General features: G+C 55.5%; 15 protein-coding genes. 5 read left to right on the top strand and 10 right to left on the bottom strand.

Translation table 11 applies throughout. The features are described from left to right. Nucleotides 1-80: 80 nt before the first annotated feature. From carB to L0666_RS09585, 3 genes are all read left to right on the top strand, one after another. Nucleotides 81-3506 carry a carbamoyl-phosphate synthase large subunit gene (carB, locus tag L0666_RS09595; RefSeq protein WP_235261091.1) on the top strand — a complete coding sequence of 1142 codons (3426 nt, stop codon included), beginning with the start codon at nucleotides 81-83 and terminating at the stop codon, nucleotides 3504-3506. 194 nt (nucleotides 3507-3700) lie between these two features. Continuing rightward, entirely contained in the window at nucleotides 3701-4360 is a 660-nt protein-coding gene (locus L0666_RS09590; RefSeq protein WP_235261090.1) for a VPLPA-CTERM sorting domain-containing protein, read from the top strand. 202 nt (nucleotides 4361-4562) lie between these two features. Further along, entirely contained in the window at nucleotides 4563-5681 is a 1119-nt protein-coding gene (locus L0666_RS09585) for a beta-ketoacyl-ACP synthase III (RefSeq protein ID WP_235261089.1), read from the top strand. A gap of 90 nt (nucleotides 5682-5771) precedes the next feature. On the opposite strand, the gene L0666_RS09580 is transcribed toward L0666_RS09585, so the two are convergent. Continuing rightward, entirely contained in the window at nucleotides 5772-6224 is a 453-nt protein-coding gene (locus L0666_RS09580) for a hypothetical protein (RefSeq protein WP_235261088.1), read from the bottom strand. A gap of 318 nt (nucleotides 6225-6542) precedes the next feature. Between L0666_RS09580 and L0666_RS09575 the strand changes: the two genes are divergently transcribed. Further along, the gene (locus L0666_RS09575) at nucleotides 6543-7139 is read left to right on the top strand and encodes a thymidine kinase (protein WP_235261087.1); all 597 of its coding nucleotides are present in this window, start codon (nucleotides 6543-6545) and stop codon (nucleotides 7137-7139) included. A 36-nt stretch (nucleotides 7140-7175) separates the two neighbouring features. Here the strand turns inward: L0666_RS09575 and L0666_RS09570 are convergent, their stop codons facing one another. From L0666_RS09570 to L0666_RS09545, 6 genes are all read right to left on the bottom strand, one after another. Beyond that, nucleotides 7176-8123, bottom strand: coding sequence for a 2-hydroxyacid dehydrogenase (locus L0666_RS09570; RefSeq protein ID WP_235261086.1), 948 nt, complete (start codon nucleotides 8121-8123; stop codon nucleotides 7176-7178). Nucleotides 8124-8141: 18 nt separating this feature from the next. Beyond that, complete coding sequence (locus tag L0666_RS09565) at nucleotides 8142-8477, bottom strand: tRNA-binding protein (protein WP_235261085.1); 336 nt, start codon at nucleotides 8475-8477, stop codon at nucleotides 8142-8144. Next, on the bottom strand, nucleotides 8474-9286 hold the full coding sequence (proC, locus tag L0666_RS09560) for a pyrroline-5-carboxylate reductase (protein ID WP_235261084.1): 813 nt from the start codon (nucleotides 9284-9286) through the stop codon (nucleotides 8474-8476). The genes L0666_RS09565 and proC overlap by 4 nt, the downstream gene beginning before the upstream one ends. Nucleotides 9287-9369: 83 nt before the next feature. Continuing rightward, the gene (locus L0666_RS09555; RefSeq protein WP_235261083.1) at nucleotides 9370-9873 is read right to left on the bottom strand and encodes a type III secretion system chaperone family protein; all 504 of its coding nucleotides are present in this window, start codon (nucleotides 9871-9873) and stop codon (nucleotides 9370-9372) included. 256 nt (nucleotides 9874-10129) lie between these two features. Next, nucleotides 10130-11143: a YcjF family protein gene (locus L0666_RS09550; protein WP_235261082.1), complete on the bottom strand. Its 1014-nt coding sequence runs from the start codon at nucleotides 11141-11143 to the stop codon at nucleotides 10130-10132. Continuing rightward, the gene (locus L0666_RS09545; RefSeq protein ID WP_235261081.1) at nucleotides 11140-12519 is read right to left on the bottom strand and encodes a YcjX family GTP-binding protein; all 1380 of its coding nucleotides are present in this window, start codon (nucleotides 12517-12519) and stop codon (nucleotides 11140-11142) included. The genes L0666_RS09550 and L0666_RS09545 overlap by 4 nt, the downstream gene beginning before the upstream one ends. Nucleotides 12520-12620: 101 nt before the next feature. On the opposite strand from L0666_RS09545, the gene truA reads away from it, so the two are divergent. Beyond that, nucleotides 12621-13391 carry a tRNA pseudouridine(38-40) synthase TruA gene (gene truA / locus L0666_RS09540; protein ID WP_235261080.1) on the top strand — a complete coding sequence of 257 codons (771 nt, stop codon included), beginning with the start codon at nucleotides 12621-12623 and terminating at the stop codon, nucleotides 13389-13391. Here truA and L0666_RS09535 read toward each other — a convergent pair. From L0666_RS09535 to L0666_RS09525, 3 genes are read right to left on the bottom strand one after another with little or no spacing between them, the layout of a single operon-like run. After that, nucleotides 13388-13864 (bottom strand): DUF3726 domain-containing protein, encoded by a 477-nt coding sequence (locus tag L0666_RS09535; protein WP_235261079.1) that lies wholly within the window; start codon nucleotides 13862-13864, stop codon nucleotides 13388-13390. The genes truA and L0666_RS09535 overlap by 4 nt on opposite strands. Then, complete coding sequence (locus L0666_RS09530; protein WP_235261078.1) at nucleotides 13864-15450, bottom strand: hypothetical protein; 1587 nt, start codon at nucleotides 15448-15450, stop codon at nucleotides 13864-13866. The genes L0666_RS09535 and L0666_RS09530 overlap by 1 nt, the downstream gene beginning before the upstream one ends. A 59-nt stretch (nucleotides 15451-15509) precedes the next feature. Then, nucleotides 15510-16493 carry a membrane dipeptidase gene (locus tag L0666_RS09525; protein WP_235261422.1) on the bottom strand — a complete coding sequence of 328 codons (984 nt, stop codon included), beginning with the start codon at nucleotides 16491-16493 and terminating at the stop codon, nucleotides 15510-15512.

Below are 16493 nucleotides of genomic sequence, written 5' to 3'. Positions count from 1 at the left end.
TGCCAAAACGCAGCCGCCCCCCCTTGCACCTGTCTGGACTCGCCCTATAACCCGCGAAGATTTGAACATAGGGGGCCGTCATGCCAAAAAGAACCGACATCCAATCGATCATGATTATTGGAGCGGGCCCTATTGTTATCGGCCAAGCCTGCGAGTTCGATTATTCCGGTGCTCAAGCCTGTAAAGCGTTGCGCGAAGAAGGCTACCGCGTCGTACTGGTCAACTCGAACCCAGCGACGATTATGACCGACCCGAACATGGCCGACGCCACCTATATCGAGCCTATCACACCGTCCGTCGTCGCAAAAATCATCCTGAAAGAACGCCCTGACGCGTTGCTGCCAACGATGGGCGGTCAAACAGGTTTGAACACAGCGCTTGCTGCGGACGAGATGACAATCTCTCAATTGTTTGAGGGCGCGGAGCTCGAAGCCGTTTTGGAAGAGTTCGGCGCAGATGCGGCCAACAAATCCATCCTTGAAGTTGCCGGCGTTGAAATGATCGGCGCAAAGCGCGAAGCCATTGAAATGGCTGAAGATCGCCAGCTCTTCCGCGAAGCCATGGACCGCCTCGGTATCGAAAATCCGAAGGCAACAATTGTTACCGCCCCGACCAAAGACAAAAACGCGCCGCGAGTAACCGACAAGTTCGATATTCCAGCAGGCATCGCGCTTGCGATGGAGGCCCTCGAAGAAATCGGTCTGCCAGCAATCATCCGCCCTGCCTTTACAATGGGCGGCACAGGCGGCGGCGTGGCGTACAACCGCGAAGAATACGAACACTTTTGCCGCACAGGTATGGAAGCATCCCCAGTCGCGCAAATCCTCGTTGATCAATCCTTGCTGGGTTGGAAAGAATACGAGATGGAAGTCGTGCGAGACACCGCCGACAACGCCATCATCGTTTGCTCCATCGAAAACGTAGACCCAATGGGCGTGCATACAGGTGATTCTATCACCGTGGCCCCAGCCCTGACGTTGACGGACAAAGAATACCAACTGATGCGGACGCATTCGATCAACGTTCTGCGTGAAATCGGCGTTGAAACAGGTGGCTCCAACGTTCAGTGGGCCGTGAATCCCGCAGACGGCCGCATGGTTGTCATTGAAATGAACCCACGTGTGTCGCGGTCCTCAGCGCTGGCGTCCAAGGCGACAGGTTTCCCGATTGCCAAGATCGCCGCGAAGCTTGCCGTAGGCTTTACACTCGATGAATTGGACAACGACATCACGGGCGTCACGCCTGCGTCGTTCGAACCTTCGATCGACTATGTTGTCACCAAGATCCCGCGTTTTGCATTTGAAAAGTTCCCGGGCTCTGAACCTTACCTCACCACGGCGATGAAATCCGTCGGCGAAGTGATGGCGATCGGCCGCACCTTCCATGAGTCCATGCAAAAAGCCTTGGCCTCTATGGAAAACGACCTGACAGGTTTTGACGAGATCGAAATCGAAGGTGCCCCAGACAAAGCGGCCATTACAAAAGCCCTCGCCAAACAAACGCCGGACCGCATTCGTGTGATTGCCCAGGCCATGCGCCACGGGTTGAGCAACGAAGATATTCGTGCCGTGACTGCATTCGACCCTTGGTTCCTTGATCGTTTCCGCGAAATTATCGACGCAGAAAACCGCGTAAAGAAAGATGGTTTGCCTAAGAACGAAACCGATCTTCGGGCCCTAAAGATGCTCGGCTTCTCGGACGCACGTCTTGCCCTACTTAGTGGCCGCGACGAAGATAATGTTCGCCGTGCTCGTCACAACCTTGGCGTCAAAGCATCCTTTAAACGCATCGACACATGTGCCGCCGAATTTGAGGCGCAAACCCCGTACATGTATTCCACATACGAAGCCCCGATGATGGGCGAAGTGGAATGCGAAGCCCGCCCGTCTGACCGCAAGAAGGTCGTCATCTTGGGTGGCGGTCCAAACCGGATCGGCCAAGGGATCGAATTCGATTACTGCTGCTGTCACGCCTGTTATGCGCTGACCGACCAAGGTTACGAGACCATCATGGTCAACTGTAACCCAGAGACCGTGTCCACCGACTACGACACGTCTGATCGTTTGTACTTTGAACCACTGACGTTCGAATCCGTCATGGAAATCCTGCGGGTTGAGCAAGAAAACGGCACGCTACACGGCGTCATCGTTCAGTTCGGCGGCCAAACACCATTGAAGATCGCTCAGGCCCTCGAAGACGAAGGCATCCCGATCCTTGGTACGACGCCAGACAGCATCGATTGGGCCGAGGACCGTGAACGGTTCCAAGCCCTTGTCAATGACCTAGACCTGCTTCAGCCAAAGAATGGCATCGCATCAACAGACGCAGAGGCCCTTGAAATCGCTGAAAGCATCGGCTTCCCGTTGGTCATCCGCCCATCCTATGTTTTGGGTGGTCGCGCCATGGAAATCGTACGCGACATGGGTCAACTTGAACGCTACATCTCCACAGCCGTGGTGGTTTCCGGTGACAGCCCTGTCCTGCTCGACAGCTACCTCTCTGGCGCTGTGGAAGTCGACGTTGACTGCTTGTCAGATGGCACAGACACCCATGTCGCGGGCATCATGCAGCACATCGAAGAAGCCGGTGTTCACTCCGGCGATAGCGCGTGCTGCCTGCCACCCCACACTCTGTCTGCCGAAATCATCACTGAGATCAAACGCCAAACCCGCGAACTCGCGCTTGCGCTGAAGGTCGTTGGCTTGATGAACATCCAGTTCGCGGTCAAAGACGGCGACGTTTACCTGATCGAGGTCAACCCACGCGCATCACGGACCGTACCATTCGTGGCCAAAGCAACGGATTCTGCCGTGGCCTCTATCGCGGCGCGCCTCATGGCTGGCGAACCTCTGTCCAACTTCCCACTGCGCGCGCCTTACGAAGCCGCTGAGGATCCGATGGACGTTATGCCGTTGGGCGATGCCTTCACATTGGCGGACCCGAACACACCATGGTTCTCCGTCAAAGAAGCCGTGCTGCCATTCAACCGTTTCCCGGGCGTCGACACGATCCTTGGACCAGAGATGCGCTCAACAGGTGAAGTCATGGGCTGGGCCCGAAACTTTGGCCGCGCATTCCTTAAGGCACAGATGGGCGCTGGCGTTGATCTTCCGACAACTGGCACGGTGTTCTTCTCCATCAAAGACAGCGACAAGACCCCACAGCTGCTTGAAACAGCGCAACTCGTCGTCGGCCTCGGCATGGACATCTGTGCAACACGCGGCACGGCCACGTGGCTCGCTGAACAGGGGATCGAAACAACTGTCGTCAATAAAGTCTATGAAGGCGGGCGTACGGTCGCTGACCTTTTGAAGGACGGCGAAATCGTACTGGTCTTTAACTCCACCGAAGGCACAGCCGCCGTGGAAGACAGCCGCTCAATCCGCGCCGTCGCGCTAAACGACCGCATCCCGTACTATACAACGCTTTCGGGATCACACGCAGCGGCACTGGCGATGAAAGCAAAGGTTGACGGCGAAGTGAACGTTCGGGCTTTGCAAGGCTAATTTTACTCTAAGAACCGATCCGGACCAGTGATCTACCCCAGAAATCGTTTTGCTTTCAAAACGGTTTCTGGGGCAAATGGCGGATGCTCAACAGGCTGGCGCAACCGCAACCGTTCAAGCGGTGTACTTGACAACGCTACAAGAAACTTGTCGTTTACTCGGATTAAACGATAACTTTTTGAACGGATAATTTGATGAAAACTATATTAAGCGCCCTCGCGGCGGGCATTCTGGTTGCGAGCGCAGCCCAATCTGCAACGTTTGACCTAACTGATAAAACCTTTGTTTCTGGTTCTGTCACATACGATACCTACAACCCAATAAATGGCTTTCAGGAGGAAGCAGACGGCGTCACCTTTACTTTTGCGACAGCAGGTCAATTTCGCAGTATCGGTGAATGGCTGGGCGGGGCAATCAACCCTACGGACGCCGCACTCTCATTTGGTGGCGGCGCAGGCAACCCAACCTCATTCACGATGTCGGTAGATACTGATGTGACGCTAAATGCCTTTCTTGGCTTTGACCAACTGTACAATACTGGTGCAATCTTCGATGTCGTCGGCGATGGCGTATCTTCTATCGGAAATACGTTTTCAACGGCGGCATTCCTGTCCTCTGGCGTGCCGGTCGCAGAGAACTTCGTTGGAGGCGGTCTGTCTTTGACAGCTGGAAGCATTTACTCGTTCACCGCCTCTAACGCCGGCGCCTTAACTCGGAGTTACTTCACCGGGTTTGATTTCACAAAGGCTGCTGTGACGCCCGCGCCTTCACCCGTTCCACTGCCGGCAGGCTTGCCGCTGCTGTTGGCGGGTTTGGGCGCGTTCAGTTTCGTAAAACGGCGCAAAACAGCCTGACCCTCAAGGTCTAGATTTGACGACAGACACGCGCGGCTCCTTCTCAAGGGCCGCGCGTTTTGCGTTTCATCTCCGCGGTTTGCTGGGGTGCTGTGCATAGTCAGCCGCCCAGCCAGATTCCGCGTTATCCCAACGCTGCGTCTTACTTGCATTTTGGCGCTCTTTAGGTCCCTATAACCGAAATTTGAATAGGGAATTACAGATGTTCAGCGCAGCGATTACCGGTACCGGTGTTTTTACCCCTGAGCACACCATCACAAACGATGAATTGGTGGTGGCATTCAATGCCCACGCCGATCTGTTTAACGCCGAGAATGCCGATGCTATTGCGGCCGGAACGGTGACTGCGAAACCCCATTCCAGTAGTGAGTTTATCCTCGCAGCATCTGGTATTGAACGGCGTTATGTTTTGGATAAGTCGGGCGTTCTGGACCCAACACGCATGTGCCCGAACCTGCCGTCGCGCAACGATGACGAACCCAGCCTAATGGCTGAAATGGCCGTTGACGCGGCATTGCAAGCCATGGCGCAAGCGGGCCGTGGCGCGGACGACATTGATGCTGTGATCTGCGCCGCGTCGAACCACGAACGTGCATACCCCGCGATTGCGGTCGAAATCCAAGACATGTTGGAAATCAACGGTTTCGCCTTCGATATGAACGTCGCCTGTTCTTCCGCGACATTTGGTATTCAAACCGCCTGCGATATGATCAAATCCGGCAGCATCAAAAGCGCGCTTGTTGTCTGCCCCGAGATTTGTTCGGCCCATTTGGAATGGCGCGACCGCGACTGCCATTTCATTTTTGGCGATGTGGCAACTGCTGTACTGGTTGAACGCGACGAAGACCTGCAAGGCCCACATTTCAAAGTGAAATCAACGCGACTTGCGACACAATTTTCCAACAACATTCGAAACAACAACGGCTTCTTACGCCGCACCCGCGATCAGATGGAAGACCGCCGCGATATGCAGTTCATGCAGAACGGCCGCAAGGTTTTCAAAGAAGTCTTGCCATTGGTGAGCAAACACATCGCCGACCACATGAGCGACGAAGATGTTCAAGCCAGCGAATTAAAACGGATGTGGCTACACCAAGCCAACAAAACCATGAACGACTACATTGGCAAAAAGGTTCTTGGGCGTGTCCCTGAAGAGGGCGAGCAACCCAATATCTTGCAAGACTATGCCAACACATCCTCAGCTGGCTCGATCATTGCGTTCTCGCAGTACTCGGCGGATTTAGAATCTGGTGATGTTGGACTAATCTGTTCGTTCGGAGCCGGTTATTCGGTCGGGTCTGTCCTTGTTGAACGCGCGTAAGGAAACATCATGAAAATCGCATTTGCCATTCTAGCCTTGACCAGCCTGACCGCCTGCGGTGTCCCATTCGTCCCGTTTATCTAACGAGACTTAATGGTTCTCTTCTTCGAGGTGCAGTTTCATGTCGATCAGCACCTTCTGAAGCTCTAGCGTTTCGCGCAGCAGGCGTTTGGCTTCGTTGACTGTGATAATGCCGTCTTCAATGGACTGCTGATATTCCGTCATCAACATCGCAAACCGCTGGCTCAGTGCAATGACATCAGAGTTGATTCCACCTTCGGAGTTCTTGATCGCCGCGTCCTTGTTCAAAGTCGCGCCATGCAGTTCTGCCAAGGCAGATGTTACATGTGGATAGCTGGCTGCGGCTTCAAGCTGGGCAACGGCATCAACTGGAATAAACCGATCAGAATGTTCTTCAGAATCAGAGTAGTATCGGCCGAGCGTCGCTTTAGATTTGCCAGTTAGCTCACACGCTGGCTCAATACCAACGTCCTTCACGAGCGCTTCTGTATGCTTCTTTAAGTAGCTGCCCATGCCAGCCATAATCTATTCCCCTGTTCCGATCGCGAGGGGAATGTCCTTAGACTTTTCCCATAACCCGCAACATCCATTCCTGACAGATATAACGTCAAAGGGAAGTTGAAAAGACAAATAACTTTCAAAGAGATCGGCGTCCCCAACGCCGAAGAGCCAAGGGACTGGACCCCATCCAAGGTCGAATGGTCTTCCATTTGCATCCCGGACCCTTGGCTCGTTGTTTCGTACGGGTGTGTTTGCCGCCCTCCCGCTCACGGGCGAAACTAAAAAGACTGCCGTCCGAGGCCTTGCAACAGCCTCGGCGGCGGTTCATTTTCCGCCACTATGGCTAAACTATATTTCAATTACTCAACGATGAACGCCGGCAAGTCGACAGTGCTTTTGCAGGCAGCGCACAACTACGTTGAACGCGGCATGAAACCTTACCTTCTGACCGCCCAGTTCGACAATCGTGCGGGCGAAGGTCGAATCGCCAGCCGAATCGGCATTGGCGAAGATGCGGATACGTTCAACATGAATGATGATCTGTTTCGTAAGATCGAAGCGAGATTAGAGGACGGCCCTTGTGCCTGTATCTTTATCGACGAAGCCCAGTTCCTGAGCAAAGAACAGGTCTGGCAACTGGCCCGTGTGGTTGATGATCTGAACGTTCCCGTAATGGCATTTGGATTGCGCGTCGATTTCTTGGGTGAACTGTTTCCCGGATCAGCGGCCCTGTTGGCGCTGGCAGATGAGATGCGCGAAGTGCGCACGATCTGCCACTGCGGCAAGAAGGCGACGATGGTCGTGCGCAAAGACGCGCAAGGTCAGGTCGTGACGGGCGGCAACCAAGTGCAGATTGGTGGCAATGAAACTTACGTCAGCCTATGCCGCCGCCATTGGCGCGAAGCGGTCGAAGACAGTGACGACACGTTAGTGTAAAGTTACGCCCTAGATGACACCGACTGCACTTCCTAACTAGTTCACTTGTTGAGGCGGTGTTTTGCCTTCTGACCACGCGATGATGTTATCCAGCGCCATTTGCCCCATCGCTTGACGGGTTTCTTGTGTGGCGGAACCGAGGTGCGGCAGCAGCACGCAGTTTTCCAACGCAATCAAGCGTTCTGGCACGTGGGGTTCGTTTTCGTAAACATCCAATCCCGCACCGGTGATTGCCCCTTTTTCAAGCACGTCAATCAACGCCGTTTCATCAACGACCTCACCACGGGAAATATTGATGAAAATGCCCGTGGGCTTCATCTCAGCAAGGGCCGCCGCGTCGATGAGCTTGGTCGTGCCAGCACCACCGGGGGTCGCGACAACCACAAAGTCAGCAGTTTCCATAACGGCCTGTAGGCTTTCCAATTGGCGCGCAGGGACCTCTGTCACCTTTGGGGACCGGTTATGAAACACAACATCCATGCCAAACCCGTAATGGCACCGCGCTGCAATTGCTTGGCCGATCCGCCCCATGCCGATCACGCCGAGGGTCTTGCCTGTCACGTGGGTGCCAAGCAGGCCTTTCACATCAAAGCCACCCCAAGCGCCAGACCGAACCATTCGTTCGCCCTCACCTGCACGGCGTGCAGTAGCCAAAAGCAGCGTCAGCGCGATATCGGCTGTCGCATCTGTCAAAACGTCAGGCGTGTTGGAAACGATGACCCCTGCCGCCGCGGCGGCAGCATCGTCGATATGATTGTAACCAACACCAAAATTCCCCAACATTTTGCAACGGATATCGCCCGCAAAGCTGGCCGCAGTAAAGGCATCGCCTAAAGTCGGCAGAATGCAGTCATACGACGCCAAGGCCGCAACGCACTCAGCTTCAGTCAGTGTACCACCTTCGTTAACCGTCACGTCAAACTTAGCGCGCGCCTGGTCCAACACAGCGTCCGCAATAGGGCGGGTAATCAAAAGCGTTTTCATGTCTTTTTTCCTTTTGTGTCAGCACATACGTTCCCCGACGGGGACTTCTTTGTCAGGCGCAACGAGGACAACACCACTAGCATCATAAGCCCCAAGCACCAGCACTTCGGACATGAACTTGCCAATCTGGCGAGGTGGGAAATTCACCACCCCCATGACTTGCCGCCCGATAAGTGTCTCGGGTGTGTAATGGTCCGTGACTTGCGCCGACGTTTTACGCTCGCCGATCTCGGGACCGAAATCGATCCACATTTTGATCGCGGGTTTGCGGGCTTCTGGATAGGGCTCTGCACGGATCACGCGGCCCACGCGGATATCAACCTTCATAAAATCATCAAAGGATATCTCGTTCATTTGGAAAGTTCCTTACTGCGATCCGTGGCGGCTTTGACGGCGCGGCGCAGAAGCGGCGGAAAGCCATTCCCCTCATCCATCAAGACCTCAAGGGCAGCCTGCGTCGTACCATTCGGCGACGTCACGTTGACGCGCAATTGGCTGGGTGTTTCATCCGCGTCTTCGGCCAGTTGCCCTGCCCCGCCAACGGTCGCCTTCGCCAGCTTCATCGCTAACTCGGCAGGCAACCCTTCGGCAACGCCAGCTGCCGCAAGGGTTTCAATAAGATGGAACACATAGGCCGGCCCAGATCCAGAAACCCCGGTCACAGCATCCATCTGGTCTTCGTCATCAAGACGCACCACCTGTCCCACGGCCTTCAGTAACGTTTCGGCCATATCCAACTGCATGTTTGTAGTATGGGTATTGCCGACAATCGCCGTGATGCCCCGCCCAACTGCGGCGGGTGTATTGGGCATGGCGCGAATGATCGGGCTTTGAGCACCAAGCGCGTTTTCAAAACTCGCGATAGATGTGCCTGCAGCAACAGATAGGAAAACTGTGCTGCCATTGCCAAGCGCCTGCATTGACGGAAGCGCCTCGCCCATCATTTGCGGTTTCACAGCAATCAACGCGAGCGCTGGATCCTTCGGTAGACCTGCATTCACGTGCACGCCCGTCGCCAAAAGCCAGTCGGATGGATATGGGTCCAGCACCCAAACCGCATCCGGCGCTAATCCACCGGACAGCCAGCCAGCCAACATTGCCGACCCCATTTTGCCGCAGCCTAGCAGCACCATGCCACGTGTTTCGATTTGCTCTAAAGACATGAAAACCCCCGCCTTGTTAGGCGCAGGTTATGGCGCACAAGACGGGGGTTCAAGCTGTTGTAGTTCCTGTATGAAACCGTCGCTTATGCGCGGCCGTATGCCTCCGAGATTGCGACCTGCAACGCCTCTTGTGGTGTGCGTTCGGCCCATGTCACCAACTGGAACGCTGGGTAGAAACGTTCTGCTGACAAAACTGCCGCGTTGATCATTGTGTCGATTTGGTCAGGTCCAGCAACCTGTTCACCCGCCAAAACCAACCCATAGCGATAAACCATCAGCTGCTGTTCGGCCCAGTAGGTAAACGCACCTGCCCAGCACATATCGTTAGTACGGTTCAGACATTCATAGAGCGCAGGCATCCGTTCGGCTGGCGGTTCCATCTCAAATGTGCAGATCAATCGCAGCGTCTGGTCATACGCAGACCATGCCAAAGTGATGGAATAGGTGCGCCACTGCCCCTCGATAGAAAACGCAATCTGGTCATCATGGATACGGTCGAAATCCCATTCGTGATGCTCTGCAATGTGTTCGCAAAGATCAATCGGATGAATATCATCGACGTTGTCGAAATGCTCGGTGAGTGCCATAGGCCTGCGCCTCCTGTCCAATCCAGACGGCCCTGGCAGGGGCTATATCTGGTGTCCCGCTCGATCGGGGCGAATACATAGTCCGTCCCTTGCTACATATCGTGCGCCGAGCGAACCACACCTGTAAAGACATTTCTTGGGGATAAGGTTCGCCAAACCGGAAATACACGGGGATAAGCCTAAATTTTCAGAGGTTTGTTAACCATTGCCAGTCTTAACCCGACGCCTAGCGGGACTCACCCTCTAAAAAGGCGGATTAGCTCCCGTTCGACCCCATTCCGAAAAGACCCGTCAGGCTGCGCTTTACGAGGCTGGTCACAGATGGTCGCCGCTCAGTGTTAAATGGCAGAGGGCGACAAACTTCCATCGCGGCAACGCCAACACGGGCGGTCAGCGCGCCATTGATCACACCTTCACCGAACCGACGCGACACTTTGGACAACACACCGCCCCCCGCAACCGACCCGATGAGATCATCCCCAACCGCAACGGCTCCAGTGGCCACCAAATGGGTCAGCACCTGTTTGGTCAAACGCCATGTCCCCAACGTCCCGGCGCGGCCCTCATAGATCTCGGCGATACGGCGGATCATCCGCATATTGGATGTCAGCGCAGTAAATACATCGGCCAGTGCCAGCGGCACAATCGCCGTTACGGTGGCAACTTGACGAGCTGCGGCCTCGACTTCCAGTCGCGCACGGGCATCGAGCGGCGCAAGGATTGTTGTCTCGGCCAACCCTAGTAATCCATCGGCGTCCAATATGTCCGCTTGCTTGCTGTTAAACTCCTCGCGGCCCCAACTGGTGTCATCTCTATTGCGATACAACGTTGTGATTTGACCGGTCACGCTGCGTGCACGGGTCAAATTGTTATCCGCCAACGCCTCAGCCGCGCCAGTCTGAATGCGGTCCACGCGACGCAAGCGCGCAAACGCCGCAAACTCGCGCACAGCAATCAACAACAGCACGCCGCAAAACAGCCCCATCAGGCCGATCGCGATCCACCCCAAGAAGGGTGAGCGCTCCAGCAGCCCCATGATGAAATCCCACGCGGCAACACCTACAAAGAACCCAACGAGAGAGACCAAAAGCCCCCAGAACCAACGCGCCAAACGGTTCGGGCGCGCAGCGGCAAGGCTGGCGACCCGTTGCATCGCGGCAGGTGTCGGTGGCAGGTCAACGTCAGGCACCGCGGGGGCATCCGCGGGCGACGTGCTGATAGGTTCATCAAGGTCAAACAAGACCGGACCCGTTTTTGGTGTGTCCGTCATAACTTATCCCCCAACAGGAACTGCACCGCTTTATCGAGCCGAATATGCGGCGGACCATCGCCGGGATTAAGGGTCAGTGGCGCTGGGGCAAAGCTCATGACTTGGTAATCGGCGTTCAGCCATTTATCCGCACCCGCGCGGGCGGGGCCCAGCAGATGTGCAGGGTCATCAGGCAAGGCACCGGGATAGAATGCCGCGTGCTTATCACTCCCCAGCAATTGTCCACGCACCACCCCCAATGCCGCGCCGTTGTGGTTACGGGTGTCTTCGACAGTGGTGCGAAGGGCTGCAATTGACATCGCTTGTGTGATTGCACCCGAGAATTCTGCGCGGTCTTTCGCATCGCGCAGCAAGGCCTGCGTGATGGCCGTCAGTTGTGGATGTTGTTGATGATGCAAATGGTCAGCTTTGGTCGCCGCGAACAGGACTTTATCGATGCGCCGCCCCTGAAACAATCGCGTCAGGAACGAGTTCTGCCCCGGACGGAACGCCGACAAAATATCGGCCATCGCGCCGCGCATGTCTTCGACGGCTTGCGGCCCTGCATGGATGGCGCCCAAAACGTCGACTAATACAATCTGACGATCCAAACGCGCGAAATGGTCCCGAAAGAACGGGCGCACGACATTACGTTTATAACTGTCATATCGACGTTCGAATTCTCGCCACAACGATTTGCGCGACGGGTTATTGACCAAAGGCAAAGGCGCGAACGTCAACACCGGCGATCCTTCCAGATCACCGGGCATGAGAAAACGACCGGGCGTGCAATCTGAAAACCCAGCCTCGCGCGCAGCGGTTAGGTGCGCGGTATATGCTGTTGCGATGTCTTGCGCTTGCGGTTCCTCAAACCCCTCTGACGGGTCGCAAGCGGCGAGTGCATTGGTGAACCCTTCAGCGGCAGGTCGGCCCGTGACACGGCCCAGCGCTTCAGTTGACCATGTGGCAAAATCTTTATCCATCAAGGACAAATCCAGCAGCCATTCGCCGGGGTAGTCGACAATATCCAGATGTATGGTGCGTGGCCCTTGGAAAGACCCGAGTAACCCAGTCGGTTGGACCTTCATCGACAGGCGCAATTCTGAAATCCGCTCTGTTCCTTTGGGCCAATGCGGTTCTTTCGCTGTTAGCGCGGCAAGGTGGTTTTCGTAATCAAACCGAGGGATCGTATCATCTGGCTGGGGCTGCAGATACGCCGCCTTAATTGCACCATTGGTTGCCGCCTGAAACTGCGTCATTCGCCCACGATTCAACAAGTTTGCGACCAAAGACGTGATAAACACGGTCTTGCCCGCGCGGCTTAACCCCGTGACTCCCAACCTAATGACCTGATCGCCAAACGGTGCTGTCAGCCGGTCTGTAATGTCGGCAATCACCACGACAGCCCCTTTCCCAATCCAATTCACAACAAGATAGGCGCGGCTTCCTGTGATGTGTAGGGATTGAATTAGTTCAAATCTCCCCCTAAGCCGCAAGTATGGCACGTTTTGCGTTGAAAATTGAATATGATGGCGTGCCATTCTCTGGATGGCAGCGCCAAAACGATGTGCCGTCGGTTCAGGGCGCGGTTGAGGACGCTTTGGCCAAATTGGAAAAGCGCGATCACAAAATCGCCGCGGCTGGCCGCACGGATGCAGGGGTGCATGCCTTGGGTCAAGTCGCACACTGCGACATGGAAAAACCGTGGGACCCATTTCGCCTGTCAGAGGCGTTGAACTATCATCTCAAACCGTCGCCTGTGGCCATTGTTGCATGTGTGCAGGTCGATGATGAATGGCACGCCCGCTTTTCCGCGGTTGAGCGGCGCTATTTGTTTCGGTTGGTGTGCCGCCGTGCGCCTCTTGTGCTTGAGGCCGGTAAGGTCTGGCAAGTGAGCCAGCTTTTGGATGGCGAGGCAATGCAGGCTGGGGCGGATCGCCTACTGGGGCGGCATGATTTCACGACATTCCGGTCTTCAATTTGTCAGGCCAACAGCCCGTTGCGTACCTTGGATGAATTGCGTGTTGAACAGGTCGCGCGCCGTGATGGGGCGTTGGAATTCAACTTCCACGTCAGGGCGCGGTCATTCCTGCACAACCAAGTGCGCAGTTTTGTTGGCACCTTGGAACGCGTCGGTGTGGGCGCTTGGACGCCCGATGATGTGAGTGCTGCACTTGAGGCCAAGGATCGCAGCAAATGTGGTCCCGTTTGCCCGCCCCAAGGCCTGTATCTGGCAGACGTCACTTACCCCAACGCGCCGTTCGCCTAATCATTGTCCGTCAGCCCAGCCCCCGCACCGCCCGCACGTGAACTTTCGGTTTCAGGCACGAGGATTTTAGCCGCTAAACTTTCTAGGTGTTTCAACAGCTCTTCCGGCATTCTGCGTCGCCCAAGGGGCGCGTGGCTTGCTGGCAACGCGTGATGAAACCTTTCAAATGCCGCGCCAGTCTCGGTTACCTGCCAATGCAACGTTTTGGCGAGACGTGTTTCGTAGGCTGTAACATAGGCTTGGATCACCGCGTGTTCAGCAACGACCGTGCGTGGCCCCCGTCCTGCCAATACCAAGTCCAGCGCCACCGGCACGTTCATTGCCGCGCTGTCCAAAATCGGGCAACGGGTCAGTACATCAAGGTTCATAAACTGTGCGGCTTCGGCCAAGTCCTCGCAATAGCCCAGCGGCACAGAACCACCACGCGCAGCCTTTAGGAAAAGGGTCGTGATCTCGTTTGCAGAAAGCTCCATCAGCTGCTTCCTGCGAAAGTGGGTAGCCACCAATCATCGGCGTTGCCAGCCGTCAATTCGTCCGCCAAGGGCGCGCCCTGACACAAGGTAACTCGTGTCCAGCGATCTGACTTTGGGTCGAATTTCGCGGCGCCAAAAAATGCCAACTTGCAGCGCAGCATATCAATTGGAAGACATTCCTCACCAATTAGATTGTCGCGAATTTCGCTGTAAGGTGCATGTGCGTGCGATTGAACGCGCCGCACGGCAGATCGGTGATGGGGATGGATCGCCAAAAAATCCGCGACGGTCCCTTTATGGGACAAGTCCTTAGTCAAACGACTGACCTGCCGTGCAATATCTAAGGGGCTTTCAAGTTCAGCGCCAGGATCTTCGTGGCGCAATCCAAAGCGCGGTTCAGCTTTGGCTTGGGACACGTACCAGAACTGTGAACAGGCCTCTTTTGCGTCGAAATCCCGCTCCGCCCATGCCCAATCACGCGTCAAGATTACGTGAAGTTCGGCGCAAGTCATCGCTGGGGCGAGTTCCGCGATTTGGTCGGTCGCCATCTCGTCAGTAAGATCATCCACCAACGCCCCAAAGGGCTCGATCAACAACGCGGCAAGCAGTTCTTGTGTGTCGATGGAAACGCCCGCCGCCGATTGCCACAGATGTTCCAAAGGATCTGCCCCCGACATTGCGTCCGGTGTCATGAGCGCCGCTACCTGTGGCCATTCACGGCGCAGCACATCGATTCTGGATTGGCCTATTGCGTCAGGCACGTCCCACTGTGCCAAGTGTTCGGCAGCACGAACGGTAAGTGTATAAATCCGTTCAACTTGATCGGATGATAACGCTGGGATCGCTCTTACCCGCGCCAATGCTGTTTCACGGGCCGTAACCCATGCGTTCAGCAATATCGGGTGCGACACAAGGAACGGCGCCATGCCCAACCCTGTCGAATTTCCGATCCCAAGGTGTCGCTTCAGGTTGGGGGCAAGCGTTGCGCCTCCGATATGTTCGACCAGATCATGGGTGAACTCGCGGATCAACCAAACGGTCAGCATTTCGGCCATGAACGGTCCGCTCAGCCCTGGCCTATCGGCGATGACGCTGCGGTCAGCGATGCCAAACTTGCCGTTTCCGTAAACAGCTGTGGTGCGCATGAGATAGCCTGTTTGCCGGACCAAATCCGCGTCAGGTTGCTTGCCGGCTTGCAGCCGTTCAATCACATGCGCAAACAGCCTAACCGATTTGTTGGCACGGCTCAGGACAAGGTCGCGTTCTGTAAAACGCGCGGCTTCTTGTTTCGGGGCGCGCGCGACGATCCGCGCAATTTCAGCGGGATCTGGCACCCCATCATATAGAACATAGGTCGTGTCCCATGCGGTCGCGATTACGCGGTCTGTGCGTTGCTCGGGCGGCAAATCTGTTGAGACCGCGACCAGAGAATACGTAAATCCGCCCAGTTCGACGCAATAGACCGCATGGCCAAACCCCTCAGCGTCGATATTCCAAACAGGACGCTTAATTTTAGCCTGCTCGGCGGCCAAACGCCGCAACAAGGTTCGCAGGAATGACAGTCGCGTCGGAAATGATGCTCCCATACGGCGCAGGCGCATTACGTCCGATGGAGGACGTAATTCAACTATTGCGGCCCCGCACGTCATCCTACCTCTGGGCCGAAATTCTCGGCGTAAAAGCGATGCCAGTTGTCACCCATGATCCCATCGATATCCGCTTGGGACAGGCCCACATCCAACAACCCCTTGGTCACGTTTCCAAAATCACGATTGTCATTGAACCACGCCGGCATAGGCGGGAACCCGGGAGCAGCAGCAGATCCTTCGCCATAATCCATCGCCTTGGACCACCGCCCAACTCGCATCCATTCAACGACGCTGTCTGGTTGATCTTGGCACAAGTCAGTGCCGATCCCGAGATTTTGAGCGCCGTAACGGTCAGCCGCTTCCGCGATCATCTGACAGAAACTGTCCAGAGTGCAGTCCGACCCACCTGCTAGGTGATGCGGATAGACCGAAAACCCCAGCATACCGCCGCGAGCGACAAGCGCTTTTAAAACGGTGTCATCAAAGTTGCGCAGCGCGGGGTGCCACCAACTGGGATTGGCGTGGGTAATGGCGATCGGTCGCGACGACGCATCTATGGCCTCCAGTGTAGATCTGTCGCCAGAATGGCTCATGTCGATGACCAGACCAACGCGATTCATTTCAGTGACAGCTTGACGACCAAATCTAGTTAGGCCCGTGTCGTCATCCTCATAACAACCAGACGCGAGAAGCGATTGATTATTATAGGTTAACTGCATGAACCGCACGCCCATTTGATGGACGATTTCAATCAGGCCGATGTCATCCTCAATTGGGCTAGGGTTCTGAAACCCAAAGAAAATTGCAGTGCGCCCCGTTGCACGCGCCGTTTCGACATCCGCCGCCGTGGTGGCGCGCATGATCAGGTTGGGGAATTGCTCGAACCGCTTGTTCCATGCCTCAAGCTGCAAGACCATTTCACGAAAGCTTTCGTGGTAGACGATCGTGACATGCACTGCGTCCACACCGCCCTCACGCATTTGGCGGAAAACTTTTTCGGACCAGTTCGCGTATTGCAGATTATCAATCAAATATCCCAT

Origin of the sequence: Octadecabacter algicola (assembly GCF_021532625.1) — a bacterium.
Lineage (GTDB): Bacteria > Pseudomonadota > Alphaproteobacteria > Rhodobacterales > Rhodobacteraceae > Octadecabacter > Octadecabacter algicola.
This window is presented reverse-complemented; position numbering and strand designations above follow the sequence as displayed.